The organism is Corynebacterium matruchotii, from assembly GCF_011612265.2.
GTDB classification, from domain to species: domain Bacteria; phylum Actinomycetota; class Actinomycetes; order Mycobacteriales; family Mycobacteriaceae; genus Corynebacterium; species Corynebacterium matruchotii.
Genome location: NZ_CP050134.2, coordinates 1,553,521 through 1,578,177 on the forward strand (window position 1 = coordinate 1,553,521; position 24,657 = coordinate 1,578,177).

General features: G+C 56.9%; 15 protein-coding genes. 7 read left to right on the forward strand and 8 right to left on the reverse strand.

Annotation, left to right across the window (positions count from 1 at the left end):
- Positions 1–117 precede the first annotated feature (117 nt).
- The 3 genes from HBA49_RS06960 to HBA49_RS06970 are packed head-to-tail and all read right to left on the reverse strand — an operon-like array spanning position 118 to position 6,244.
- Positions 118–1,719, reverse strand: a complete 1,602-nt coding sequence (locus tag HBA49_RS06960; RefSeq protein ID WP_005527529.1) for a hypothetical protein — start codon at positions 1,717–1,719, stop codon at positions 118–120.
- Positions 1,716–5,039: a DUF5682 family protein gene (locus tag HBA49_RS06965; protein ID WP_005527031.1), complete on the reverse strand. Its 3,324-nt coding sequence runs from the start codon at positions 5,037–5,039 to the stop codon at positions 1,716–1,718. The genes HBA49_RS06960 and HBA49_RS06965 overlap by 4 nt, the downstream gene beginning before the upstream one ends.
- Positions 5,036–6,244, reverse strand: coding sequence for an ATP-binding protein (locus HBA49_RS06970; RefSeq protein WP_005527222.1), 1,209 nt, complete (start codon positions 6,242–6,244; stop codon positions 5,036–5,038). The genes HBA49_RS06965 and HBA49_RS06970 overlap by 4 nt, the downstream gene beginning before the upstream one ends.
- A gap of 842 nt (positions 6,245–7,086) precedes the next feature.
- Here HBA49_RS06970 and HBA49_RS12985 point away from each other — a divergent pair.
- From HBA49_RS12985 to HBA49_RS06980, 3 genes are read left to right on the forward strand one after another with little or no spacing between them, the layout of a single operon-like run.
- The gene (locus HBA49_RS12985; protein ID WP_005527236.1) at positions 7,087–8,478 is read left to right on the forward strand and encodes a DUF6531 domain-containing protein; all 1,392 of its coding nucleotides are present in this window, start codon (positions 7,087–7,089) and stop codon (positions 8,476–8,478) included.
- Positions 8,418–12,866, forward strand: a complete 4,449-nt coding sequence (locus HBA49_RS06975) for an RHS repeat-associated core domain-containing protein (protein WP_279633409.1) — start codon at positions 8,418–8,420, stop codon at positions 12,864–12,866. Before HBA49_RS12985 ends, HBA49_RS06975 begins: the two co-directional genes overlap by 61 nt.
- Entirely contained in the window at positions 12,859–13,176 is a 318-nt protein-coding gene (locus HBA49_RS06980) for a hypothetical protein (protein ID WP_040432238.1), read from the forward strand. Before HBA49_RS06975 ends, HBA49_RS06980 begins: the two co-directional genes overlap by 8 nt.
- A 642-nt stretch (positions 13,177–13,818) precedes the next feature.
- Here the strand turns inward: HBA49_RS06980 and HBA49_RS06985 are convergent.
- Positions 13,819–14,673 carry an aldo/keto reductase gene (locus HBA49_RS06985; protein ID WP_005527358.1) on the reverse strand — a complete coding sequence of 285 codons (855 nt, stop codon included), beginning with the start codon at positions 14,671–14,673 and terminating at the stop codon, positions 13,819–13,821.
- Between the two features lie 98 nt (positions 14,674–14,771).
- Between HBA49_RS06985 and HBA49_RS06990 the strand changes: the two genes are divergently transcribed.
- The gene (locus HBA49_RS06990) at positions 14,772–15,443 is read left to right on the forward strand and encodes a TetR/AcrR family transcriptional regulator (protein WP_005527445.1); all 672 of its coding nucleotides are present in this window, start codon (positions 14,772–14,774) and stop codon (positions 15,441–15,443) included.
- A gap of 11 nt (positions 15,444–15,454) precedes the next feature.
- Here HBA49_RS06990 and ligA read toward each other — a convergent pair whose 3' ends face one another.
- Positions 15,455–17,581 (reverse strand): NAD-dependent DNA ligase LigA, encoded by a 2,127-nt coding sequence (gene ligA, locus HBA49_RS06995; protein WP_040432323.1) that lies wholly within the window; start codon positions 17,579–17,581, stop codon positions 15,455–15,457.
- Positions 17,582–17,747: 166 nt separating this feature from the next.
- Between ligA and HBA49_RS07000 the strand changes: the two genes are divergently transcribed.
- On the forward strand, positions 17,748–18,440 hold the full coding sequence (locus HBA49_RS07000; protein ID WP_005527497.1) for a 3'-5' exonuclease: 693 nt from the start codon (positions 17,748–17,750) through the stop codon (positions 18,438–18,440).
- A gap of 405 nt (positions 18,441–18,845) precedes the next feature.
- Here the strand turns inward: HBA49_RS07000 and HBA49_RS07005 are convergent, their stop codons facing one another.
- From HBA49_RS07005 to mnmA, 3 genes are all read right to left on the reverse strand, one after another.
- A complete protein-coding gene (locus tag HBA49_RS07005) occupies positions 18,846–19,220 on the reverse strand; it encodes a hypothetical protein (protein WP_225865997.1) in 375 nt (124 codons plus the stop codon).
- A 690-nt stretch (positions 19,221–19,910) separates the two neighbouring features.
- A complete protein-coding gene (locus tag HBA49_RS07010; protein WP_005527266.1) occupies positions 19,911–20,888 on the reverse strand; it encodes a uroporphyrinogen decarboxylase/cobalamine-independent methonine synthase family protein in 978 nt (325 codons plus the stop codon).
- Complete coding sequence (mnmA, locus tag HBA49_RS07015) at positions 20,888–21,988, reverse strand: tRNA 2-thiouridine(34) synthase MnmA (protein WP_005527532.1); 1,101 nt, start codon at positions 21,986–21,988, stop codon at positions 20,888–20,890. Before mnmA ends, HBA49_RS07010 begins: the two co-directional genes overlap by 1 nt.
- Positions 21,989–22,171: 183 nt before the next feature.
- Between mnmA and HBA49_RS07020 the strand changes: the two genes are divergently transcribed.
- Positions 22,172–23,023 (forward strand): spermidine synthase, encoded by an 852-nt coding sequence (locus HBA49_RS07020; RefSeq protein WP_005526999.1) that lies wholly within the window; start codon positions 22,172–22,174, stop codon positions 23,021–23,023.
- Positions 23,024–23,280: 257 nt separating this feature from the next.
- Positions 23,281–24,630, forward strand: a complete 1,350-nt coding sequence (locus HBA49_RS07025) for an alpha/beta hydrolase (RefSeq protein ID WP_005527104.1) — start codon at positions 23,281–23,283, stop codon at positions 24,628–24,630.
- Positions 24,631–24,657: the final 27 nt, after the last annotated feature.

The window sequence follows — 24,657 nt, forward strand, 5'->3', positions numbered from 1 at the left end:
ACGGTTATGAGCACATCATAACGACCATGGTGGACATCTTTCGGTGGCATCCAGTAACCGAATGTCCACCCGCAACATGTCACCATGGTCGAACTCCCATTCCCCCAGTTGGTCGCCCTACGATTGCAGATATGCAACCAGGGATAATCCGTGCCGGGGCGTGGGGTCGGTGACGAAGCGCTGCAATAATTCGGCCGCATATGGCGCCCCCGCGTCGTTCAACAATCGCACGTCGGCGGCGCAGGCGGCATGGTGCGTCCGAATCGCACTGCGACCACCCAGGGCACACCGCTCTAACCACACCGTGAGCACATCAGACACTCCCCTGGTTGGTGGGGCGGCGAAGTCGGTTTGCTGCTGAGCATCGACCGGCGCCCCCGCCACCGCCGACACCGAGTCCAGGCCCGGAAATATTCGACCGCCCTGTTCCGGTTTCAGCTGAAGCCAGTTGTCTTCCGGCCAGAGACACACCACCTCCGAACCATGAATGAGACAGGTCACTCCCCGATCATCCGGGTTGGTGGCGAGAATCAGATTCACCAGGTTTCGAATATTTGTACGACGGGCTGCGGCGCTGAAATTCACCGTCACTATCCCCTCCCGGGTGTTCAGCGACAGTTCCTTCAAGGTTGCATCGCACACAACGCCGCTCACCAGGGACAGGTCCCCCGGCAATGATAGGGACCGAATAAGCTCCAGGCTCACCTCCTGTCCCAGGGCGGCCCGAACCCCCTTACCGGAGCCGATGCGACCATCGGCAGACCCCTTGCCGCCGCTCATGAGCAGCATATGCCGGGCCAGGTGGGCATGACTGCAATGCATGTCCCCAAGCCGCACTGGGCCATACCAAATCGTGGGAACCGCGCTCGCATCCCCGGGCGGGGTTTTCGTGATGGAAAACATGTCGCCGCCACGGGTGCATAGCGTGATAGACATCCCGGCAAACCCCGAGGTAGTCACGATGGGTTCGGCGTAGAGGGGGATAAACGTGGCGTTCTGCGCCCCCGATAACTCCAGTGGCTTATAGGCACGCCGGGCGGCACCGATGGCGTCCCGGTCGCGGGGATCCCGGTCCAGCAGGTGGGCGACCATGGCGACGGCGAAGAGCTGGCGGGCGACTTCCCCGCGCGCCACAGGCTTCCCCACTCGCGCGTCTTGCGAGAGGGTGGCGAGGGCAGTGATGGCGCGTTCGAGGCGCGGTAATCCCACCACCCGGGTTGTGCGCACGAGGGCGAGCAGCTGCATATGAAACCGAGCACTGAGATTGGCTAATCCCTGGTCGCAAATTGCGGAGGTAATGTCCTGGGCTTGGGATACGCAACCGGCGATGTCCGCGACCGCGGGCAGTTTCTTCGCCCACGCGGCCTGCGCCGCCGAATCCGTGTCGGTGGTTGTTTTGTCCGCCGCAGGTTTGTCGACGCCTCCCGCAGACGGCTCGGTGGAATCCTCAGCCTCGGCGGCAATTGGGGCAGCCATGCACACCGCCCCGATGTGGGCGCACTTGGGGCTAATGAGGCAACTACATTCGAACTTGTCTTCTACATAGGTGACGGTGGTGGTGCCGACTTCCACCCGGAACCCGTCGTCGACAAGCGTCACCTGCCAAGAGTCGCTGCCGGCTGCTAATTTTTCGGCGCGTTTGAGCAGTCGGCTGGGAATGACCGCCAAGGCGTCGGCGGACACCCCGGGGGCTAACGATGGTAGTGGTGTTGCGCTCATTGGATAACCTCCCGCACCCAGCGGGTCAATTCCAGGGGTGACACGCAGGCCACCCGCATGCCGGCCGCTGCCACGGATTCGGCAATGCCCACGTTATAGGCTGCCTTGCCGTCATCATCGAGCGCGGCACAACCGATCAGTTTCACTCCCGAATCCGCCAATGCGGCAATCTCATGGGTCAGATTATTCACGGAACCCCATTCCTCAAAGTCGCTGATGAGCACCAGAATCGTCTTGGTGGGATTCGTCACCTGGCTTGCCGCATACCGCACACCTTGGGCAATGTTAGTGCCACCACCAACCTTGATTTCCAGCAGCAATTCCAGGGGATCCTCCACGTGCCCGGTCAAATCAATCACCGACGTGTCAAAGGTGATAAAGCTTACCTTGAATGTGTTCACCCCGGCGAGAATTGCCGCGGTCATGGCGGCAAACACCGTGGAGGGTTCCATCGAACCGGAAACGTCCACGAGCACGATAATGTGCCATGGTGAAACCTTCCGCTCTGGGGCGCGGAAAATCGGGGTTACCGGAATGATCTGCGGCCGACTATTCACCATCACCGTGTGTTTCAGGTTGTTACGCACCGTCGCCGGCAGGTCGAGCCGCGGTGATTTCCGCCGCGATGGTTTCGTGTTTGCCATGCCGCCCAGGGCAGGGCTCAGCTGGGACGCTAATTCTTTCGAGAGTTCCGACACGATCTTGCTCACGAGGGGTCGCAACTGCCGCAGCCGGCTCTCGGGGAGGGCGCCTTTCAGGTTGAGCACCGTGGTGAGGAGTTCCACGGATGGCCGCACGCTTTCCGCATCAAGGCTGGTGATGACGTCACTGCGACCCATGTCGGCGGCCTTGCCGAAGATTTCTTGCAACTGGTCGGCGCCGAAAAGGGCGGTGATTTCCTCCTGCCACTGCCGCACCCCCAATTGGCTGGGGCCATTACCGGCGGCGTGCACCCGGCCGTCGGATTCCCCGGCGTGGTCCTTGCTGACGGTGTCTGTGCCATAGAGTTCGTCGAGGGCACTCGCCATGCGCCCACCAGCACTGTCGAGGGTTTCGGGTTCGGCGCCGAGAATCAACCGCCAGCGCATCGCCGGGGTGAACCGCAGGTCGGCCAGGCCCAAGGCCGCCAGCCTAGCCCTCGCTGCCACGTCGGCCCGGGCGTTCGCCTCTATCTGCTCCGGCGCTATCATCAGGGTTGCGTCGATCCGCCCCACCTGGGCTGACAACCGGTCGAGGAATTGTTCCCGCTCTGCGGGGGCCACCGTATCGAAGGCGCCCCGCAGCGTGGGGAGGGCCTGCACAAACATGGAATCGGACAGGGACGACACCCGGTCGACAATTCCGTCCATGATGGGGTGGTCGTACCAGAGCCCGCGGGAAGCGGCCAGGAACCCAACCAGTCGACGGTAGCTAGTTTGCCGCGCCTGGCTGCCAGCAGTGTCGATCCAGCTGCCCACGAAGGCTGCGGAATGCTCGTCAGGCATGATGGCGCACGCCGCACCTTGCATGAGCGGTGAACCGTCAACCTTGACCTTATGAATCGCCGCCTGAATACTCACGGAATGGGTTTCCATGAGTCCCGCGGCAAACCCCAGCATGCGGGCGTGTTCCAGTTCGTCGGAGCCGGCAATGCCGGCGATTTCTCGCACCACAACCCCGCCGAGGATTTCGCTCACCTTGGTGCAATAGTCACGGGTGCTATCCCGCAACAGCTTGGCGGCCGGCTCCCGGCCCCCGGCAACCCCGATGAGAATGTCGATGGCGTTAATGGCATCCTGGAAATTCAGCCGGGCAACCAGGGTGTTTTCCACTAATTGGGTGGCCTCGCAAAGCGCATCGTCAGCCCCGATGCTTGCGGCCTTGCGGAGCACGTCGATCGTGCTGGCTGGGTCGCCTGCCGCGGTGGCCAGGTCGGCGGCCAGCATGGTTTTGGCTGCTTGGGCCAGGTTGACTCCCCAGGCGGCCCGCATGCCCAGGGTGGCGGCAGTGCTGGAATCAAACGTGCAGGTCGCCGAGTAGGAGCGGGATTCGAATCCTCGATTCATTCCGGTTACCCGATCCCGTTCATAGGGCACATCCAGGACGGCGAGCTGCGCTAACACCAGGTGTCGTTCAAAATCCTTGCCGCCCTTAAAGGGGTCGATTTGTTTGGTGATGGTTGCGGTGCGTTCCTTGGACGGCAGGCCGAGCTCGGCGAGTTTCGCCCGAACTTGTTGCTCTAGTACCGGCACGGGTGCGTCCGGGGGAAGGTCACCGGTCACATCGCCCACCATGACTTTTTGCAGCGCTTGGGCGACGATGCGCCCCCGGCCGGTGACGGATCCGTAAGAGAATACCGTGTTGAGGGCCTCAAGCACTTCCCGCCTGCCGGGATTGGGCAGGCCACGCAGGCGGGCGAGGTCGTGGGCGCAGCGGATGGCTTCGGCGATTTCCCCGGTGCCGGCGGGTTCGCCCTGGGTGCGGCATTCCCGCGCCACGTCCACAATGACATCGTTAATAAGATCCGTCACCCCGGCCGAGGTGATGCCGAGCATGCGTTGCTGCCAGTAGGGGTCCCTAATGCCGGAGGCGTACCCCGACCGGGAATCCAATTGGGCAAAACTATAGCGGACGAGTGACATGTTCACCGGGGAGACGGTGGCGGGCACCTCAGGCTCGCCGTCCAAAAGCCCAAGGCAGTGGTAGGAGCCCACTACCACCAGGGTTTTCTCCCCCAGTTCGGCAAGCCGCGCCCGCATGTGTGCCTCTCGGCGCGCATGGTAGGGGTCAACGTCCGGTTTGGCCAGGCGGGTACCTACCCCGACGGCGAGGGCGGCCCGGCGGACGTCTTGCCAGCGGGCGCCGACGGCGAGGGTTTCAACTTTGGTGTCCCAGGCTTCGGCGCTGACGAGTTTGTCCACGTCAACGGATGGCTGCAGGTCCGTATCGGTGGCGACTGAATCAGCGGCGGCTGGTTCGTCGGGGTCTGTGGGCGGGGGTGCGCCGACCGGCAGGTCGATGAGGTGGATGGGAACATTGTTTCGATGCGCCCAGCGCATGATTGCAAGTTCGGGTGAAAAGTCGGCGAAGGGGTAGAAGCCGAGTTGGGTGTTTTCGGCGGCCACGGCCAGGGCGATGGGCGCCTTGGTGTCGTCGTGGACGATCCATGGGAGCATGGGTTTGGTGTCAGCCGGCATTTCCACGGCGATCGCTTCTGGTTGGAGGGCTTCGGCGGCCTGCACCACGGCATGGGCGCAGGCTGGCGAGTGGTGGCGCACCCCGAAAATGTATTCTTTTTCGACCACTCGTTCGAGTTGGTCGAGGATGTGTTGTTCGGTCATTGGGCCATCACATCTTCCCGACGATCCCAGAGAAGTTGCCAGACCTTCGCATCGGCGCGCTTGATGGCGGGTTCTTCGTCGCGGCGGCGGACGCGGCCGCGTTCGCGGCGGCTGCCGGGGACATTGGCGCGGCGGCGGACGACGGAGTCCCAATAGGCTTGCAGCCGGGTGGCGTCTTTGTCGTCGTCTTTGCGGACTGCGCCGAGCAGGTGCCCGGGAATGAGACTAACGGCAGATTCATTGAGGGGGAAGTAGACGGAGCTTAATGCGATGGAGGAGGAGATGGCGACGGCTTCGGCGGTGGACATGATGCTGCCGGGTTTTTCGACCGCCCAGCCTTCGGTGGTGAGCCCCTGGCGGAGGTCCCGGAAGATGGTGACGAGGGTTTCCACGACCATGGTGTCGACGGTACCTTGGGCTTGTGCTTTGTCGATGGCTTGTTGGGTTTTGGTTTTTACGAGGTTGACTTCTACGTTCCGGTCGGCGATGGGGTCGATGTGTTCGAAATTGAAGCGTCGTTTGAGTGCGGCGCTCATTTCGCTGACGCCTTTGTCCCTAAGGTTGGCGGTAGCGATGACGCAGAATCCTTCGCGGGCGGCTTCGGAGTGTTCGCCGAGTTCGGGTATGGCCATGCGGCGTTCGGAGAGGATGGGGACGAGTGCGTCTTGGATTTCGGGTTGGCATCGGGTGATTTCTTCGATGCGGGCAACTTTGCCGGTGGCCATGGCTTGAAGGACGGGTGATGGGACGAGCGCTTCGGTACTGGGCCCGTGGGCTAGCAGCATGGCATAGTTCCAGCCGTAGCGGAGTTGGTCTTCGGTGGTACCGGCGCTGCCTTGGACGGTGAGTTCGCTGGAGCCGCAGATGGCGGCGGCGAGGAGTTCGGAGAGCATGGATTTTGCGGTGCCGGGTTCGCCTACCAGCATGAGTGCCCGGCTGCCGGCGAGGGTGACGACGCAGCGTTCAACGAGTGCCTGGTCGCCAATGAATTTGGCGGTGATGTCCATTCGGGCTGGTAGTTCGGGGTGTTCGGTTTTGGCGTCTTTGTCTAGTCGGAGTCCAGTTTCGCCGCAGACGAAGGTAACGACGGCGCGGGGGGTAAGCAGCCAGCCTGGGGGCTTGGGCCCTTGGTCGTAGGCGGCGAGGAAGGCTAATTCGGTTGCGTATTGTTCTTCAGCAAGGAGGACTTGGTGTTTGGCGTTCATGGTTTATCAGGGTACAAGAGTGCGTGGACACCTCTGACACCAGATTTAGAACATGAGTGCTATCGCTTTGCGATGTCGACAAGCGTGGGCTGCCAAATACCCAATGTATTTGGCGCGCTTCAATCTGCGAGGTAGACGCGATGAAGCGTTGATTCGCTAAGACTTATTCAGCTGCTGGGAAATGGGGCTTGGCCACCCAGGTTATTAATAACGCATGGCTCTTCTTTAGGAGTTAAGGTGGGCGGCGTGTTTTTCTGATTTGCCGTCTGCTGGTGCAGGGATGGTTTCTAGCGGTTGAATAGGCTTCGGGGTATTGGATTGCTGGGATTTGGGGAGGGGGTGTGTTTTAGGTTCGGGAAGAAGCATTTTGGGGCTGCATATCATCTACGTGATGAATGTCACATCTTTAATATTTTTGGGGTGACGGCGTGTAGTGAATGAAACCTAGTTGATATGGGAATCTTCATACATAAGAAGTCCGATGCTTATTGATAATGCTATAGCAAAGAATGAGCAATGTATGAGTGCCCCGAGAGTTTTATGTAGTTATTTCCTGATGGGAAGCTAGTAACTACGCCAAGGTTGGTTTTAGCTGGCAATGGTGGGTGGTTGGCCTGCTATCTTACTTCATAATATTCTTTGAAACTTTGGTTGAATGACCCGTCCTTGGAGGCTCGTGATGCTGTGCCGGCAGATTATTGTGGTGTACTGCCCTAGATTTTCTTGTGGTTTGACCAGTATGAGTGTTCGAAGGCTTTTGGGGTAAACACCACTCTTTCTGATTATTTTTCTTTCCTTATTTATCTTAATTTTTCTCTTTCAAACATTAAAGGTGCGTTGTTATGCCTGTTTTGCCGTTGAAGCCGTTTCTTCTCTATCAGCAAAATGAGTTCAGGATTGGCGGGAACCCGGCTGAGGTGTTCGAATTCGCCCGTAGGTGGCGGGTGTTTGCCGAAAACGCTCTTACTACAGCCGCGTCACTCAGGATGATTAATGATGGTGGGTTTTTGGGTGATGAGGGCGATAGGTATCGGGAGCTGATCCATGGTGAGTTTCCGAAGCACCTGACGATCACGGGTGAGGCCCATGGTGGGGTAAGCACAGCCGTGACCAAATACGCGGAAGCGCTCACTACGGCGCAAACCCAGATGAATGCCCTGACAGCCACTGCTGCGATAGATCACACCGCGGTACAAACCGCAGTCACGAACTATAACCTGTGCGAAGCAAACATGATCCGGGCTGCTGCTACGGCGAAACTAGCTACTGCTACAGCGGTGGCGACAGCTGCGGTGCCGGGCGTGAATGCTGTCACAGCGAGTACCGCCACGGCAGCCCAGTCAGAACTGGCCGCGGCCCAAGCAGCGTTCGAAGCAGCCAAGGCAGAACACCTGCGGGCGACTACTGTGTTTGATGCGGATGTTGCTAAGGGTGCGGGGATTAAGGCCACGCTCAGTACCGAGGTGCAGGCCACGGTTACTGCGATTAGGTCGCAGGCCAGGAAACGGTTTGAGGAGAACCCGAATTGGGTGGAGGAAAAATGGGAGGCATTCAAAGACTGGGTATCGAAGCATGCAGATCTGTTGCGTGATATTTCGAATGCTCTGCAGTCTATTGGTGGTCTGCTAGTATCAAGTCCGATTTTCGGGATGCCGTTAAAAACCCTAGGGTTGGAATTAAAGGGGTTGTTATGTTTGACGGGGAATTGTTCGTGGCAAGAGTTTGCTTCGGATATGACTACTTTCCTGCCTAGAGGGAAAATACTCGATGCGTTAAAGGGGACAAGACCGGGGAAAGCGCTGTCTGAGGCGTTAGGGGCGGCGAAAGAGAAGTTGGGGCTGAATGGGCCGAAAAACCTGTGTCGGGGAAATGAGTGCAAACTCCCCGGTATGGAGCCGGTGGATATGGCAACAGGGGCCATGATTGATTCCGCCACCGATATCCATATTGGTGGCATGTTGCCGATGGTGGTGGCTAGGAACACGGATTCTGGTATGGATACGAGTAGGGTGTTTGGCCCTGGGTGGAATACGACGTTGGATTGCCGGATCGAAATCCTCCCAGGCCAAATCCTGATGATGACACCGGATGGTGCGCTCCTGGAGTTTCCGCCCGCCCCAGTGGACGGGGGTCCGAGGTGGGAGATGCGGGCCGCCCGTGGCGACTGTGTTTCGTGGACGGGGCGTACCGGGTGCGTAACATCCAAAAAGGCGTTACTTATGTGTTTGGTGTAGCAGGTAGTGAAGCACAAGGCGGGGAGCCGTGTTACCGGCCCGAGGGCCCCGTGCCGGATTATACGATCACAGGGGACGCCCCAAAGAATTACGTGTACTGCCTGGATGAGGAAACCGGGGAGGTGATCCGCAGGGAACGAACCATCGAGGATGAATCACATGATAATGCGGTAGATGAAGACCATAGTGATGGTGTAGCGGATAAAACTCATGCTCATGGCAGGGACAATTCCACCTCTGATACCCATGATTCTGCTGACGATCAGGTTAATTCCACTAACCCCCAGAATGATTCCGATACCAATGCTGATGCTGGTGGTCCTGGTGTGTGGGAGGCGTCAAACTCGTTCGTGAACATGCTATCCCCTGGTTCGGTAGCTGACACGTTTAACCTGGGTGTTGAGGTTCAATTATCCACGGTTATTCATCATTCTGGTGCGTGGATCGAATACAACTACGAACAAGAAACCGGCCACCTGGTTACAATGCGCCGAAGTGACGGCACCGTGTTGGAATTCAAATGGCACAACCGGATCAGCAGGCTGTTATCCATCTGGGTCAAGAACGAGGAAACCCACCCAGGAGAGGAGCCCTTCCGGCTGGCATCCTATAATTATGATGGTAAGGGCCGCCTACTGAAAGTCATCAACTCCGCTGCTGGGGCACTACGGTATTTTTATGATGATGAGCATAGGCCTACTCGGTGGACGGATAGGAACGGGCACTCCTACCACTACCGATTCGACGACCAGGGCCGGGTTATTGCCCAGGTAGGCACTGGGGGCATGTTCCCCAACGTAGCTGTCTGGTTAAAAGATACTGGTGATGACGCCCCAGAAGACGGCACAGTGTGCGTCGCCTTAGAATGCGCGGGTAAGTTCCACGGTAACCCGGCAGAAATCGGCGACACATGCATCAACGAATACTTCGACCGGCTGGGCAAACTGCCATTAGCGAATCTTCTGCGGGAGAAAGGCCTTCAAGGCGTTGGGCTTACCGGCCGGGGTAGGACAAGCACCAGGGATGATAAGCCATGGGCTCTTCCCGAGGAGCTTTTGCGTGACGAGTTTCTAGGGGATATTCGGCCCACGGTGTACCGGTCGACACCGGCTGGTGATGTGTGGCGGATCATCACCCCGGAAGGCGTGGTGACCGATCGGGAATACGACCAGCACCACCAAATTGTGAAAGAAATCTCGAACACTGGGGTGGTGACCACCATCGGCCGGGACGAATACGGGACCATCACCCGCATTGATTATGGTGACGGAACCACAGAAACTATCACCCCTGGTGCGTGGGGCGAACCTCTGCAAATCACCAGCCGGGATGGGCTTACCACCGAATACGAAGTAGATGCCGCCGGCATGGTCACCAGCATCACCGACCCATTAGGAGTGGTGACTCGGTTTGAATACGACTGGCGGGCAACAGGTATCGTACCTCAAGCCACGATCACCCCCAGCGGATTGGTACGCAGTATGGAGTGCGATAACGCCGGTCGGCCCGTAGCTTCCACCGATCCCGCAGGCAGAAGATCATCCGTCACGAGGGATGTGCGCGGGTTGGTGACAGAGGTGATCGACCCCGTAGGAAACGTAACCACGATCGAGTACTCGCCCGAAGGGTGGGTGACCAGGGTTGTGAACCCTGATGGGAGTTGGCGGTCCGGCACCTATGACGGGGAAGGAAACCTTACCCAAACCATGAACGAGACTGGCGCTACCACTACAACCCGATACACCGTGTTCGACAAAGTAAGTAGCGTCACCTTGCCGAATGGTGGCATCACACGGTATGTGTATAACACGCAGATGGAGCCCATCATGGTGACGAACGCGGATGGGCACACCTGGCAGCTGCACTATGACCTAGACGGCTCCATTATTAAAGAGGTGGACTACAACGGCCTTATCACCCAGTCACACACCACCCCGGACGGGCAACGGTTAGACACTATTACCGGTGCGGGGACTGTGACCACCATGTTTGACCCCTATGGTCGTATGACAGAAACCTTTGATGATCAGGGAAACACTACAACCTACCAGCGGGATGCGTTAGGGAAAATCACGAAGGTCACGAACCAGTGGTGTACCACGGATTACTCCTATGACGAGTACGGCAGGTCGCTGACGGAGACCACTACCTTGTATTCGGGTGAATCGCACACCATGGCATTCACCTACGGGAGGTTAGGCGGCGTGGAAGCGATCACCCACATGCTCCCGGACGGGAAACAGGTGTTGGAAACCCCCATATTTGATGATGAGGGTGTGCTGCGGAACAGCACCTACACGCTAGGAAACACAGAGGTAGCATCCTTATCGTTCGGTGTGGACGATACGGGCAGGCGCTCCTGGGCGCACGTGGGTTCTCTTGTTCGGTCGTTTGATTATGACCAAAACAGCCGCCTGGTTAGGGACCAAGTGCATGCTCTCACACCAGAAAACAACAGCAGTAATAATAGTCATGGGGTTGGTCCTGTCAATACTGCCACTGGCTTGAATGATGCTGGATCTGCTGGTTCTTCCCAGCATCAGGATGAGTACCATGCTGTGGGTGTGATCGACCGGGTATTCACATGGCGTGCCGATGATGTCATCACCCAGATCACGGACCGGATTCGGGGTGTGGAAACCTCCTATGACGTAGACCCAATGGGCAGAGTCACACGCGTTACCCACCAACAAGCCGGTGGCACTGCCACGCAGAACATGCCCCAGACCCGGGAGAAACGTGCAGGAAGGGAGGAGTCGTATTCGTACAGTCAGGCTGGTGTGCTCACGAAACTCCACCCGGATACTGCTACTAGGTGGGCGGATGATGTGGATACCTATGGTGGCACCATGCCCCACCAAGTAGGCCGCACCAAATTCACCTACGATAAAGCGGGCAGGGTGACCCAGACGGTGACGAAGCGGTTGTCGAAGAAACCCTTGGTGAAGCATTTCTACTATGACAATGGTACCCAACCCGTAGGCTACGAAGACTCCGATCACCCAGGAGTAGGCTGGCGATATTTGTACGATGGGCTATGCCGTAGGGTTGGGAAAGAACAAATCAACACCACAACAGGTGAAGTCACAAGCCGGGTCATGTTCCTACACGAAGGCGACGTGCTCTTCGGCGAATACCATGCGGTCAACACCATGAACCCACACATGGTAGGCAGTGCTGTATTATGGCCTACCGACCCTGGTACCGGGGAGATCCTAGGCCAGATCACCATCAACACCACTGGTTCCATGACCGGTCAAGATGGTGGGAATGGTTATTATCCTGGTGGGAATGGTGGCAGCACGGGTGCTGATAATAGTGCCGATGATCCCTACTACCAGCACAACAATCCTCATGGTGGTTATAGCGATGGTCTTTATCACCACGATGATTCCACTACTGGTGATGGTGCTGGTGGTGTGTTGGGGTGGCCGCAGCAGCGTGTGGATGCGGTGTTTTACTCCATGGTGTGTGACCTCGCTGGTGCCCCGAAGGAACTCATCGACCCTATGACAGGTGAGGTGGTTGGCTATGCCACTTACACCTTGTTCGGGAAACGGCATTGGGCAGGGATGGTGAGCACACCGTTGTTGTTTACCGGCCAGTACGAAGACACCGAGTCAGGGTGGGTGTATAACCGGTTCCGTTACTATGATCCGCATGCTGGGGTGTATAATGCTCAAGACCCACTCGGACTACTCGCCAACCTTGGTACGACACAAGGATACGTCACCAACCCCGTTATCTGGGTTGACGTTCTCGGGCTTCAATCATGCGAGAATAACAGGGAGAATAATGAGCTGTGGGAGAAACTTGAGAGGGAGCGGGGACAGCACGATGGAACCGTTCCCATGGACCACATTGTTGGCGGTAGGGTCAGAGATAATGTGGTTTCTGGATACCATTCTTTCGAAAAGCGAACTGAAGTAGCAAACATGATCAAAAATAGAGAAGCAGAACTCCCGCCTGGTGGTAAAACATTTTTCCCTGAGTTTAAGGATGGTGATGAAGGGCTGAAGGAATGGCTTAGTGGTGATGGTGGTGCTAATAAAGGGGTGGTTGATGACATTATTTTCCATCCTGACCGGGTTGAACCTAACGGACGTTGGGGTACTGTTTTATATAAAAAGGTCACCCTACCTGAAAATGCCATCGTACCTGAAGAATTCAAACCTAACTCCGGATCAAGAACAGTGGAGTTAGCTGTCTATATTGGTAAGGCTCGTACAATTCCTGAGAGTCAACTGCAGCCGGGTCAACTGCAGCCTACTTTTAAAATCAACAGTGTGTTTCCAGTCCAAGGTGACGGTGTTACAGAAGTGCTGGCAGATGGTACAATTGCAAACAGAGGATTTCCTTTAAAAGATCTAGGTGATGGTAATGGCTAAAAGTTTGTCTCAGCGAGTTGCTGATGAAGCCCGTCCACCTGCGGTGTTGGGGCGGTATCCAGGGATGCGTGATTATTATACTGAGGTGCTTTTGGATGACTTAGTAGAGTCCGGTGCATGGCTTGATCTGGAACTTAAAAGGCCGTTTTTGGCTACATGGGTGAATGATGAGGATTTTGACAATCCTGATTGGGAAGATCCTATTATTGGTCGCACTCAGAAGAATGTGCGTAAGTTCGCAGCAATGGACCCGGTAGTTGATTTGGAATCGCTACGAGGAATGAAGGTGAAAGTCTTTTACGATGATTAACACAGCCCAGGGTTGTGTGATAAGTTAACGAACTACTCCCTGTTAGTGAGACTCATGGATAATGAGTAACTAACAGGGGGTTATTGCTATGTTGATTAACTCATTAGACGACGCCCGCAGAGTTGTAGCCGCATCAGAGAGTTTGAATCTTTGTATGGCGAAGTTGAATAAGTGGGGGTTTGAGTCGTCGACACAGTTTTATGTGGTGGCGATTCCTGGCCAGGCTAATCCAAAGTCCACCAATATTGTTAATAAGAGTGACGGTAAAATATATGCCAGTCCAGTTGCAGATTATAAGATGTTTGACTAGTTTGGCCATGATGGTATGCAAGTAGTAGAGAGCATACTAAGTAGGAGCAAGAAGGCATTGTTCTATGAGTGGTCACGCACAATGTTAGAAACACAACCACCATACCCAGAAAAAGACTAGCCGTCCCATACCCCGAAGCTTATTCAGGCATATTTATGGGCGTAATCGCAATGATGAAGCTTATTCAGTCACTGGGGAAATGTGGCTTGTTGGTGGTTGGTAGAACATTATCTTGCATATCACATTAATCGCCCGGATGATTATGTTTCGGGGAGTCTGCAGGGATGGATAGTGTCCGCTAGATCTTCAGGTGGGCAATGGATCATTGAAGCTTATTCAATCATTAACGCATGGACGAGCATTTCAACGGCTTCAGGGGTCGTGTGGTCGATGAACAGGGAGGCGTCACCGCCGAGTGTGGCGATGGCTGTCATGTCTGTTTCAGACAGTTCGAAGTCGAAAATGTCGAGGTTTTCGGCCATGCGTTCGGGGCGAACGGACTTGGGGATGACGATGATGCCACGTTGAATGAACCACCGGAGCACCACCTGCGCCGTGGTTTTGCCGTATTGGTCGCCAATTTTCGTCAAGACCGCATTGGTGAATAGTTGGTTTCGCCCTTCGGCGAAGGGACCCCACGATTCCAGGATGGTGCCGTGCTTGGCCAGGAATTGTTGCTCCTCAGTGCGCTGCAGGAAGGGGTGGGTTTCTACCTGGTTGACTGCAGGCACGATCTGGTTGTGGAGCACCAAGTCCAGGTAGCGATCAGGCGCAAAGTTAGAGACGCCGATCGCGCGGGCGCCGCCTTCGGCATAGATTTTTTCGAGGGTGCGCCACGAACCATAGACGTCACCGTAGGGTTGGTGAATGAGATAAAGGTCGATGTAGTCCAGGCCTAGTTTTGTGCGGGATCGTTCGAAGCCGCGGCGGGCGCCGTCGTCACCGGCGTCGCTGATCCACAGTTTAGTGGTGACGAAGATCTCGTTTCGGGGGATGCCGCTGCTGGCGATGGCGCGGCCGACGGCTTCTTCGTTGAAGTATGCTGCGGCGGTGTCAATGTGACGGTAACCTGCAGCGAGGGCGTCGCTGACAACGCGTTCCGTTTCCGCGGGATCTACTTGGTACACCCCGAATCCTAATTGGGGAATCTCTACGTTATTATTAAGGGAAATTTGTGGGATGGCCACTGTTGCTCCTTGGGTTGGGCACAAAAACAAATATCAGACCGGTGGTCTTTATCCTAGGGTAACAGAGGTAGTATGTTAGTGAGGTTTCAGGAGGGATTGTGCCGGAGAGTTTTCGCCGCGCCCACACCGATGAGCAGCGCAAAATCCGTTCGGAAGTAATTTTAGACACAACGCGCCGCATGCTGGCGACCACGCGGGTTCCTGATCTTTCGCTCAATGCGATTGCCCGCGAGGTTGGCTTGGCCAAGTCGAATGTGCTCCGCTACTTCCACTCCCGTGAAGCAATCCTGCTCTCATTGTTGACGACGGAATATACCACCTGGGTCACCAATGTCACGGCCGCCGCCAATGACTGCACGAGCCCGGAAGCGTTGGCCGCGGTGCTCGCCCAGAAGGCTTGCGCCCAACCGCTCTTCCCCCCGTTGCTGAGTGAACTCACAAATACCCTGGAGCATAACATCACCGTTGATGATGTGGTGAATTTTAAAACACAGATCCTGCACCAGGTGAAGACTTTAACGGATTTTGTGCATGAAACCTGTCCTGAGCTTTCGGAATGCCCCGACCTTCCGCTCATTGCCGGCATCCATGCCCACATTTGCTACGCCTGGGGTGTGGGGCACCCCGCCCCCACTCTCGTGCAAGCCTCCGCAACGAACAGTGCCATCCCTTCGCATGCGGGGCAGCAGGAGGATATCATGCGGGAACTCATGACGGCCCACCTTCAGGGGCTCAGCGCCCCACCCACACACCGGGATGGGGCGAACTAGGCAACCCCTGGTTATTCGTCGGCGGCGTCGGCAACCTCGGTAGCTTCGGCGGCATCAAGGTCATTCGCGTCATCCGCATCGTCGGCGGCCTCCACGGTGCCGGTCGCAAGCAACTGGACGAACCCGGCCTCGTCCAGGATCGTGAGCCCCAGATCGCGGGCTTTCTGTTCCTTCGAACCGGCCTTCTCCCCCACCACCACATAGTCGGTTTTCTTTGACACCGACCCGGAGGCCTTGCCACCCCGGGAAATAATGGCCTCCTTGGCGGAATCGCGGGTGAAGCCCTCCAGGCTGCCGGTCACCACCACGGTCAGGCCAGCCAGCACCTGCTCCGGCCGATCCGAGGCATCGTCCTCCACGGTGACGCCGCTTTTCGCCCACTGGTCCACAATGTCGCAATGCCACTGGACCTCAAACCAGTCCTTGAAGCTTTGCGCCATGACCAGGCCCACCCCCTCGGTTTCGGCAATGTCTTCCACCGTGGCCGCCCGCAGCGCATCGAGACTCCGGTACCGGGACGCTAACGCCCGGGAAGCGGTGTTGCCCACCATGCGGATGGACAACGAGGCCATCACCCGCCATAAATCCGTGTGCTTGGCGGTCTCTAAATTCTTCAACAGTTTTTTGCCGGTGGCGTTGAGCGTGCCCTTCTTCGTCGTGTAAATGCTGGTGCGCAATAGGTCCGCCTCGGTCAGATTGAACAGTCCTCCCTCATCCACCAGCACCCCGGAACGCACCAGGTCTTCAGCAGCCTTCTCCCCCAACGCCTCAATGTCGAACCGGCCCCGATCAGCCAGGTATTTGATGCGGGCGGCCACCTGCGCCGGGCATTTCTGCGAGTTAGGGCACCGCCAGTCCACGTCCCCTTCCCGCTGGGGGGCGAGCTTGGTGCCGCAGCTGGGGCAGTTTTCGGGGAACACGTATTCGCGTTCGGTGCCGTCGCGGCGCTCCACGACCGGACCCAACACCTCGGGGATGATCTCCCCGGCCTTGCGGATCACCACGGTGTCGCCAATGAGCACACCTTTGCGTTTCACCTCGGTTTGATTGTGCAGGGTGGCGAGCTCCACAATACTGCCGGCCACCGACACCGGTTCCATGACCGCGTACGGCGTGACCCGTCCGGTACGACCCACGCCCTCGTGAATGTCCAGCAGCTTGGTTTGGACCTCCTCTGGCGGATATTTGTAGGCAATGGCCCAACGGGGCGCCCGGGAGGTGGCGCCGAGTTGCCGCTGCTCGGCAATGCTGTCCACCTTCACCACCAGGCCATCCATTTCGCACACCGCATCGCCCCGATGCTTCTCCCAGTAGGCGACCTGCTTATGCACCTCGTCAATGGTTTTCACCAGCTTGGTGTAGTCGCTCACGGGCAGGCCCCACGCGGCCAACGCCTCGTAGGCATGGTATTGGGATGCGGGGGTGAACCCTTCGGTGGCCCCAATGCCGTGGCAGAGCATGCGCAGTTTCCGGCGGCGCACGGCCTCCACGTCTTTTTGACGCAGCGAGCCCGCCGCGGCATTACGGGGGTTAGCAAAGGGCTTACCGCCATCCTTCTGGCGTTGCTCGTTGACCTCGGCGAAATCCTCCACTGCGATAAACACCTCACCGCGCACCTCTAACAGGTCGGGAATGGGAAACTCCTCGGTGGCGGTAAGTGTATGCGGCACATCCTGGATGACCTTGGCGTTTTCGGTCACATCTTCGCCGATGCGTCCATCGCCGCGGGTGGCTGCGCGTTCCAGCACCCCGTTACGATACACGAGGGCCAACGACAGGCCGTCAATCTTGAGTTCGGTCACGTACTCCGGGGCGTCGACCCGCTGCAACCACTCGTCGAGCTCCTCCTCGTCGAATACGTTATCGAGACTGAGCATGCGTTCCAGGTGCTCCACATTCTCGAACGATGATTCGACCGGGGCACCAACTTGCTGGGTGGGGCTATCCGGGGTGGCGAGCTCCGGGTGATCCGCCTCTAATGCCTCTAACTTTTTGAATAATGCATCAAATTCCGCATCAGTGATTTCGGGAGTTTGATTGTAATAGAGCTCCCGGTGCCGGGTCACCTCGGAGGCAAGACGCTGCCATTCCTGGTGAATTTCCTGCGTATCCGTCGTTTCTGCTGGGGTATTAGTCATAGTGATGAGTTTAACCACCACGATTGACACACATCCACCATCCACCCGTCGTAAGTCGAACTTATTTTCTAAATTTTTGGTGTGTGATCGTTGACGCTACCCTCATGTCCGCTGCGTGTTTTAAGGTGGTAAGCAATCAACCGATCACTCAGCTAGGACCATGTTCATGGATAGTCTCACCCAGCCTTTCAACCCACTCAAGGTTTTAAGCTTCGATTTAGAAACCACATCAGCGAACCCGTTCGAAGCCCGCATTGTCACCTCCGCCCTCGTACACATTGACTCCGGCGGAGCCCACCCCCAAGAATTTCTTGCCGACCCGGGCGTTCCCATCCCCGAGGCCGCCACCAAGGTGCATGGTATTACCACGGAATATGCTCGGGAGCACGGCAGCCCCCACGCGGATGTGCTTGCAGAAACCATCGCCGCAATCAGAAAAGCGTGGACGGATGGGTACACACTCATCGTATATAACGCATCATACGATTTAACGGTGCTGCATTCGCTGGAGCCGGGGTTTCTGATAACCGGACCGGTCTATGACCCATATGTGATGGATAAACTCCTCGACCCCTACCGACGTGGTAAGCGGACCCTCACCGCATTATGCGAGGAATACCAGGTGCGATTAGAGAACGCACACGAGGCAACTAGTGACGCCCTAGCCGCGGCGCGGATCGCGTGGAAGCAGGCCAAGAAACGATTCGCGTCACAAATCAGCCCCCAAACCATGGAGCAGCTCATGGAGTTTCAGGCGGTGGGCTACTACCGGTCGCAGAATGATTTCAAGAAATATTTACTCGGCCGGGGCAAGGACGCGAGCGACGTGAATACCGCCTGGCCGCTGCAAACCCCCTAACTTGCTTGACGACGCCCAAAGGAGCCAACCCCCACCAGGGAAAACCCGGTGGGGTAAAGGCTTTTGGCATTTCATTCGGCTGCCGAAAAACGTGATCCAATTTCCCAAACAGCGGAGGGAAGTAAACAACACTCCAACAATTCACAATCTATTGATGCAGCCATTTCCAGAAGACCCTGGAAACCCCTGCTAAATTGATAGAAACGACTCGACACAGAGATCTAATCCGTCATGTGATCGAACGATCATAGCCCATTTAAAAAGTGGTAGATCTTATGTATCCCTTGCAGACCCCCAGAAACAAGGCCATTCAGACGATCACATAATACGAAGAATAATGTTCGTCAACCACCACCCGAACCCTATTTTCCCAGCAACTGAATAAGCTTCAGTTAAGAAGATATTTTATTCATCATCTGCTTTTAGTTGCATTGATGATTCTGTTGAATCTTCAGTTTCAGAAGCAGAAGAGAGATCTCGATTGTCTTTGATAGGAGAAGTAGAAGAATTAATTTTGGGACGTACAACTCTTACCCAAAATTCTCTGGCACATGCACCAATAAAAAGGCCAGCTCCGGCTGTCAAGGCAAGCGCACCCACATCCCAACCATTATCAGTCTCATCATCTGAGACGATCTGAAGATTCTCTACCATTTTAGACAATGTTCCATCACTACGACGGGAACCACCTGAACCTAAACTGCTGTTTGTGATCAAAACTCCATCATTATCAAGTTTTGGTATGGAACCTGAGACCCTCCAAAAATCATCGCTTGACATAGATCAAACCTCCACTTTCATTTAACTTAAAACTTGCTTACCGATAATACTTCAATTATTTAGTATCGAGATAACTTGGACGAGAATAACCTAAATTTGTGTGCCCTCATAGGGGGTAGATGGCGCATATTTGAAAGTTAAGTGGGACTTAGTCAAAATCTCAGATTAAGGACCCATCCTTTAGGAAAATGATTATAACACATAACAGTTATTGCTTATCTCATCATTAAATTATCTCTATTATCCGGGGAGCCTACTAAGTTACTAGAGAATATGATCAAATTCCCAAGGTTATTAAGACACATACTTTTCTCTGAAAACCAAAGAAAAACAAGGTAAATGACAAACTTTCAGTCATTCACTGCCTACCGAATCAGTCTCCATTGTTCGTGGCTCCGGTTCGTGAGCGTTTTCCGGCGTGGGCTTGGTGATTATCCAGTCAATATTGATGGAGCTTTCAGCATTACCCAGCAGATCACAAAGGCAATCGCTGCCCTCATATTATACGGTCCAGGACATAAAGCTCCCTCGCTTCAGTACATCCCCTCTGAAAAGATGGCACTTCGATCACCCATCTTTTCACTTCTTGGCGACATACGCCGCATAGGCATTCATTGCGTTCTGTAAACATTAGGGCTGTGGTGTGTTAGAGAATCACTCCACCCCAATACTCCTTCACGCCTACCACATTTAAAGATCCCCCACGTCCCGCACCAGGATTTCATCCGCCACCCGGGCGCACGCCAGCGCCCGAGCCACCGAAACCAGATCGCCGGAGGTGAACTCCCGGGCGTTCGTCACATCCACCAGCTCCGGGATTATGGCGCGATCCATGCGAAGCTCGTCGAAAAGCTGTGCGATTTTTATGGCCACATCGCGGGCATCATCAACGTCATCACCCAGCGTCACGCAACCCAGGGAAACCCCGATGCCCGCATCCAACGTGGCCGCGCAACCATCGAGAAGTTCGCTGCCCACCAGCGCGGATTGGGGCACGATAATGGCGTCGGGCTGCGCGATGCGGGCCACGTCGAAAAGCGGGCGGGAACCGCTCCCGAGGAGACGCCGCCCCGGCAGGGATTCGAACACATAATGCAACCGCTCCCCCAGTTCTTTTACCGGGATTGGCCGCAACACATCAAAATCGTTCGTGCCCGCTATCTCACCACGGTTCAGGGCGGCCAAGAGCGGCTCGTTGACCTGGATGTTCACCTCGCCGTGAAACCTGCGCCGCAGCCGGGACGCATGCTCGGCCAGGCCATAGGTCACGATCTCGGTGAGGTCGTGCAGCGCGCCGGGATCCGTCACCGCCAAATGCCCATTAGACAGCTCCACCTGGGCGGCCAAGCTCCACGGACCCAACGCCGCCACCTGCACCGTAAAACCCGACGAACCCCATTCGGCCTCCAACAGGTCAAGGTCCCGCTCCGCCTGATCCCACAGCCGCCGGGTTATGAGCTGCGGCCTAGCCTCAAACCGCCAACTTCGGGGGCCGGCAGCCACCGGCGCATCCGGCAATAACGCGCACGTGGCACCAACCGCATCAGACATGATGCCCCGGGCCGGCAACCGCGGAATCGCCCGCACATCACCGGTCTCGCCGGCAATCACATCCGCCGCGGCCACCATGTCCGTCCCCGGCATCACCCCCAGCGCAAACGCAACCATCAGACGCTCGCCGTGCCGCAGATCGTCCCGGACCCCAACACGATGTCACCGCCCGGGTCCGGCAGATACAGCACCGCGGCCTGGCCCCGCGCCACACCCTGGAGCGCTTTCTTCAGCTCCAGGCGCATGAAATCCGCCTCCCGATCCACCGTCACATGGCAGGGAACCACCGACCCGTGCGCCCGAACCTGCACGTCCGCATCAAAACTGCCATCCATCATTGGGTGCAGGTACTTCAACCGGTCCGCCTCAATCACCCCCACCGACAAGTCCCGGCGCGACCCAACGGTCACCGTGCCGGTTTGGGCGTTGATGTCCGTCACATAGCGGGGCTGGCCATCGGCGGCGGGTTGTTTGATGTCGAGTCCTTTGCGCTGCCCAATGGTGTAGTTCCAGGCGCCGTCGTGTTCCCGGAGTTTGTTTCCTTCGGTGTCGACGATCATGCCCGGCCGGAGCCCGATGCGTTCGCCGAGGAAGGCTTGGGTGTTTCCGTCGGGGATGAAGCAAATGTCGTAGGAGTCGGGTTTTTTAGCGACGGAGAAGCCCATGGCTGCGGCTTCTTCCCGGATTTTGGGTTTGATGGTGTCGCCGACGGGGAACATGCAGTGGGCGATTTCGTGGTGGCCTAGGACACCCAACACGTAGGATTGGTCTTTGTTGGGGTCGACGCCGCGGCGAAGGTAGCCGTCGCCGCCGTCGGCTGGTTGGGTGAGTCGAGCGTAGTGGCCGGTGACTACAGCGTCGAAGCCGAGGGCGATCCCCCGCTCCAGGAGGGCTGCGAATTTGATTTTTTCGTTGCAGCGGAGGCAGGGGTTGGGGGTTTCGCCGCGGGCGTAGGAGTCGACGAAGTCGTCGATGACGTCGGTTTTGAACCGGTCGGAGAAGTCCCACACGTAGAAGGGGATGCCGAGTTTGTCGCAGACGCGGCGGGCGTCGGCGGAGTCTTCGAGGGAGCAGCAGCCGCGGGAGGATTCGCGGACGGCTTGGGGGTCTTGGCTGAGTGCCAGGTGGACGCCGACGACGTCGTGGCCGGCTTTGACTGCGCGGGCGGCGGCTACTGCGGAGTCGACGCCGCCGCTCATTGCTGCGAGGACTCGCATGGGTGGTGCCTTTCTGTTGTTGGTGGCTTAGGTTAACTCGGGGTTAGAAATTGCATCGTAATATATTTGCACATGGGTAGGAAACGGCGAAATGCGAACACAGGTTCAAACAGTTCTCGGGCGGGTTCTATTCCCGGCGCATCGGTTGGTACTGGTCGGGGCGCTAGTCGGGGTGGGGGTTCGGTGGCGGGTCCGGTTGCTGGGCGGTATGTGACGTCGACGGGTGAGGTGGAGTTGCGGCCGGACCCGTATGTGGCTGATGGGTGGGAGGTGTTTGTCAATGGGGTGCCGTCGAGTCATATTTCGGCGGATCCGTTGCGGTTGGAGTATGAGTATATGCGGTGGATTGCTGCTGGTTGTGAGGCGGTTATTGATTCGCGTTTGGATGCTTCCAGGTTGCGGGTGACGCATTTGGGTGGTGGGGCGTGTTCGTTGGCGAGGTATTTTGCAGCCAGGTATCCGTCGGCGCGGCAGACGGTGGTGGAGATTGATGCGGAGTTGGCGCGGTTGGTGCGGGAGTGGTTTGATTTGCCGCGGGCTCCCCGGTTGAAGATTCGGGTGGGGGATGCGCGGGCGGTGGCGGATGGGTTTCGTCCTGGGAGTCGGGATGTGGTGATTCGTGATGTGTTTGTGGGGGCGGTGACTCCCCGGCCGGTGACGACGATGGAGTTTTTGGCCGCGGTGCGGCGTGGGTTGGGGCCGTCGGGGTTGTATGTGGCGAATTGTGGGGATCATGCGGATTTGCGGTTGGCGCGGTCGGAGTTGCGGACCATGGCTACGGTGTTTGCGCGGGTGGGGGTGATTGCGGATCCGCCGATGTTAAAGGGGCGTCGTTATGGCAATATTGTGTTGTTGGCGTCGGATGGTGGGTTGCCGGTAATGGGTGATGGGGTGTCTGCGCAGCTTACGAAACAGTTATTGGCTGGTGCGGTGCCGGCGCAGTATCGGGATGATGCGTGGACGCGGGCGTTTATGGCGGCTGGGGGCAGGGTGCGTTACGACGACCCGGGGGTGGGTTTATGTCATGAGTTGTAATGTCTAATGCAGCGCGGGCGATAGGGAAACTGATTGAGTTAATGGAATCTTTGTGAAGTTATCAGCCTCGGTTATTGGCCATGTGTTGCGGGGGTATTTCCGCTTACACCATATTCGCCGTTGAGGTTGGGTGCGCTACACCCGTTAGTGATCGAAACCTTAAGCGATCCCGGTGTTTTGGTTAATGATTTGGTAATGTTTTTGACTGATTAACTTCGCTTTGGCATTCGGGTGTTTTACCTCGGAAAGGGATTTTTATGAGAAATCTAGCATCATGCGTAGCATTGTGCACGGCATTGGCGATGCCGTTGGTGGTGACCCCAGCGGTATCGGCGCAGCAGACCAGCGCGGCACCGTCTTCGGCGGCCGCTGCTGCATCAACGTCTGCTGCGGCGCCAGCGTCGGCTGAGCCTTCTGCGGCGGCCACGTCGGCAGCGAAAGCGGCGGAGGAGCAGGGGTCGAATGGTTCCTCGTTGAGTTCGGATAGCGGGTTGCAGCCCAATACTAACGCTACTCCGGGGGCTAATTTCACCGGCCAGAAGTCGCAGATTGAGGAGAACCCCTCTTGGATTCTTTCCGAGAACAAGTTTGCGGATAAGGCGTGGGCTGGGGATTTGGATCGGTATTCTAAGTACACGGATTCCCAGGGTCGTAAACGGGTGGTGGCTATGGCTGCTACTTCCCCGTCGATGAATAATGCCAAGATTCCGTTGGGGATTATTCGGGCGAAGGATGCGAACCGCCCCACCATGTATTTGCTCAATGGTGCCGGTGGTGGCGAGCAGTCGACGAACTGGATGACGTTTGATTCGGCTATCCGGTTCTATCTGGATCGTAACGTGAATGTGGTGGTGCCGATGCGTGGTGCCTTCACTTACTATATTGACTGGTATGACAAGAAGGGTGCCAAGGGCGAGGCCTATATTGATGGCCCCCAGAACTGGGAGACCTTCCTGACGAAGGAGCTGGCGGAGCCGATCGAACAGACGTTGGGCAGCAATGGTCAGCGCGGCATTGTGGGCTTGTCGATGTCGGCCACTTCTTCGCTGTTGTTGGCTGCCCGTAACCCCGGGTTCTACAAGGCTGTGGGCTCGTATTCGGGTTGCGCATCTACGTCGCGTCCGATCCCGTACATGTTTGCTTCGATCACGTTGCAGCGTGAGGGTATTTCCCCGCGGCAGGTGTTTGGGCCCATGGGTGGCTCCTATAACACGGAGCATGATGCGTTGGTGAAGGCTGAGGGTCTGCGGGGTTCCGCTATCTATGTGTCGAACGCTACCGGTTTGATGTCGCAGAATGAGACGTTCAATAAGTTGCGGAAGGAAGGCGCCGAAAGCGCTGCCGCCGCTAATACCTCTTCTGACATTGTGGTGCAGGGTGGCCTGATTGAGGGCGCCACGAACGCTTGTACCCATGATTTGCGGGCAAAGCTGAATGGTTTGAACATTCCGGCGGACTACAAGTTCCGTAACACTGGTGTGCACACCTGGTACTACTGGTTGGATGATATGCGGGAGTCTTGGCCGACCTTCGCCCGTGGCTTCGGGTTGGAGAACGAGTTGGCTTCGGTGCCGGATAAGTCCAACTATCCGGATCCCCAGAAATAATTGAAGACAGCAATATTCCCCGCGAGA

Coding starts and splice junctions, on each gene's coding strand:
- HBA49_RS06980 (WP_040432238.1), top strand. CDS start 12,859: ATGGCTAAAAGTTTGTCTCAGCGAGTTGCTGATGAAGCCCGTCCACCT.
- HBA49_RS06960 (WP_005527529.1), bottom strand. CDS start 1,719: ATGAGCGCAACACCACTACCATCGTTAGCCCCCGGGGTGTCCGCCGAC.
- mnmA (WP_005527532.1), bottom strand. CDS start 21,988: ATGCGAGTCCTCGCAGCAATGAGCGGCGGCGTCGACTCCGCAGTAGCC.
- HBA49_RS12985 (WP_005527236.1), top strand. CDS start 7,087: ATGCCTGTTTTGCCGTTGAAGCCGTTTCTTCTCTATCAGCAAAATGAG.
- HBA49_RS07005 (WP_225865997.1), bottom strand. CDS start 19,220: ATGTCAAGCGATGATTTTTGGAGGGTCTCAGGTTCCATACCAAAACTT.
- HBA49_RS07010 (WP_005527266.1), bottom strand. CDS start 20,888: ATGGTTGCGTTTGCGCTGGGGGTGATGCCGGGGACGGACATGGTGGCC.
- ligA (WP_040432323.1), bottom strand. CDS start 17,581: ATGACTAATACCCCAGCAGAAACGACGGATACGCAGGAAATTCACCAG.
- HBA49_RS07025 (WP_005527104.1), top strand. CDS start 23,281: ATGAGAAATCTAGCATCATGCGTAGCATTGTGCACGGCATTGGCGATG.
- HBA49_RS06965 (WP_005527031.1), bottom strand. CDS start 5,039: ATGACCGAACAACACATCCTCGACCAACTCGAACGAGTGGTCGAAAAA.
- HBA49_RS06970 (WP_005527222.1), bottom strand. CDS start 6,244: ATGAACGCCAAACACCAAGTCCTCCTTGCTGAAGAACAATACGCAACC.
- HBA49_RS07000 (WP_005527497.1), top strand. CDS start 17,748: ATGGATAGTCTCACCCAGCCTTTCAACCCACTCAAGGTTTTAAGCTTC.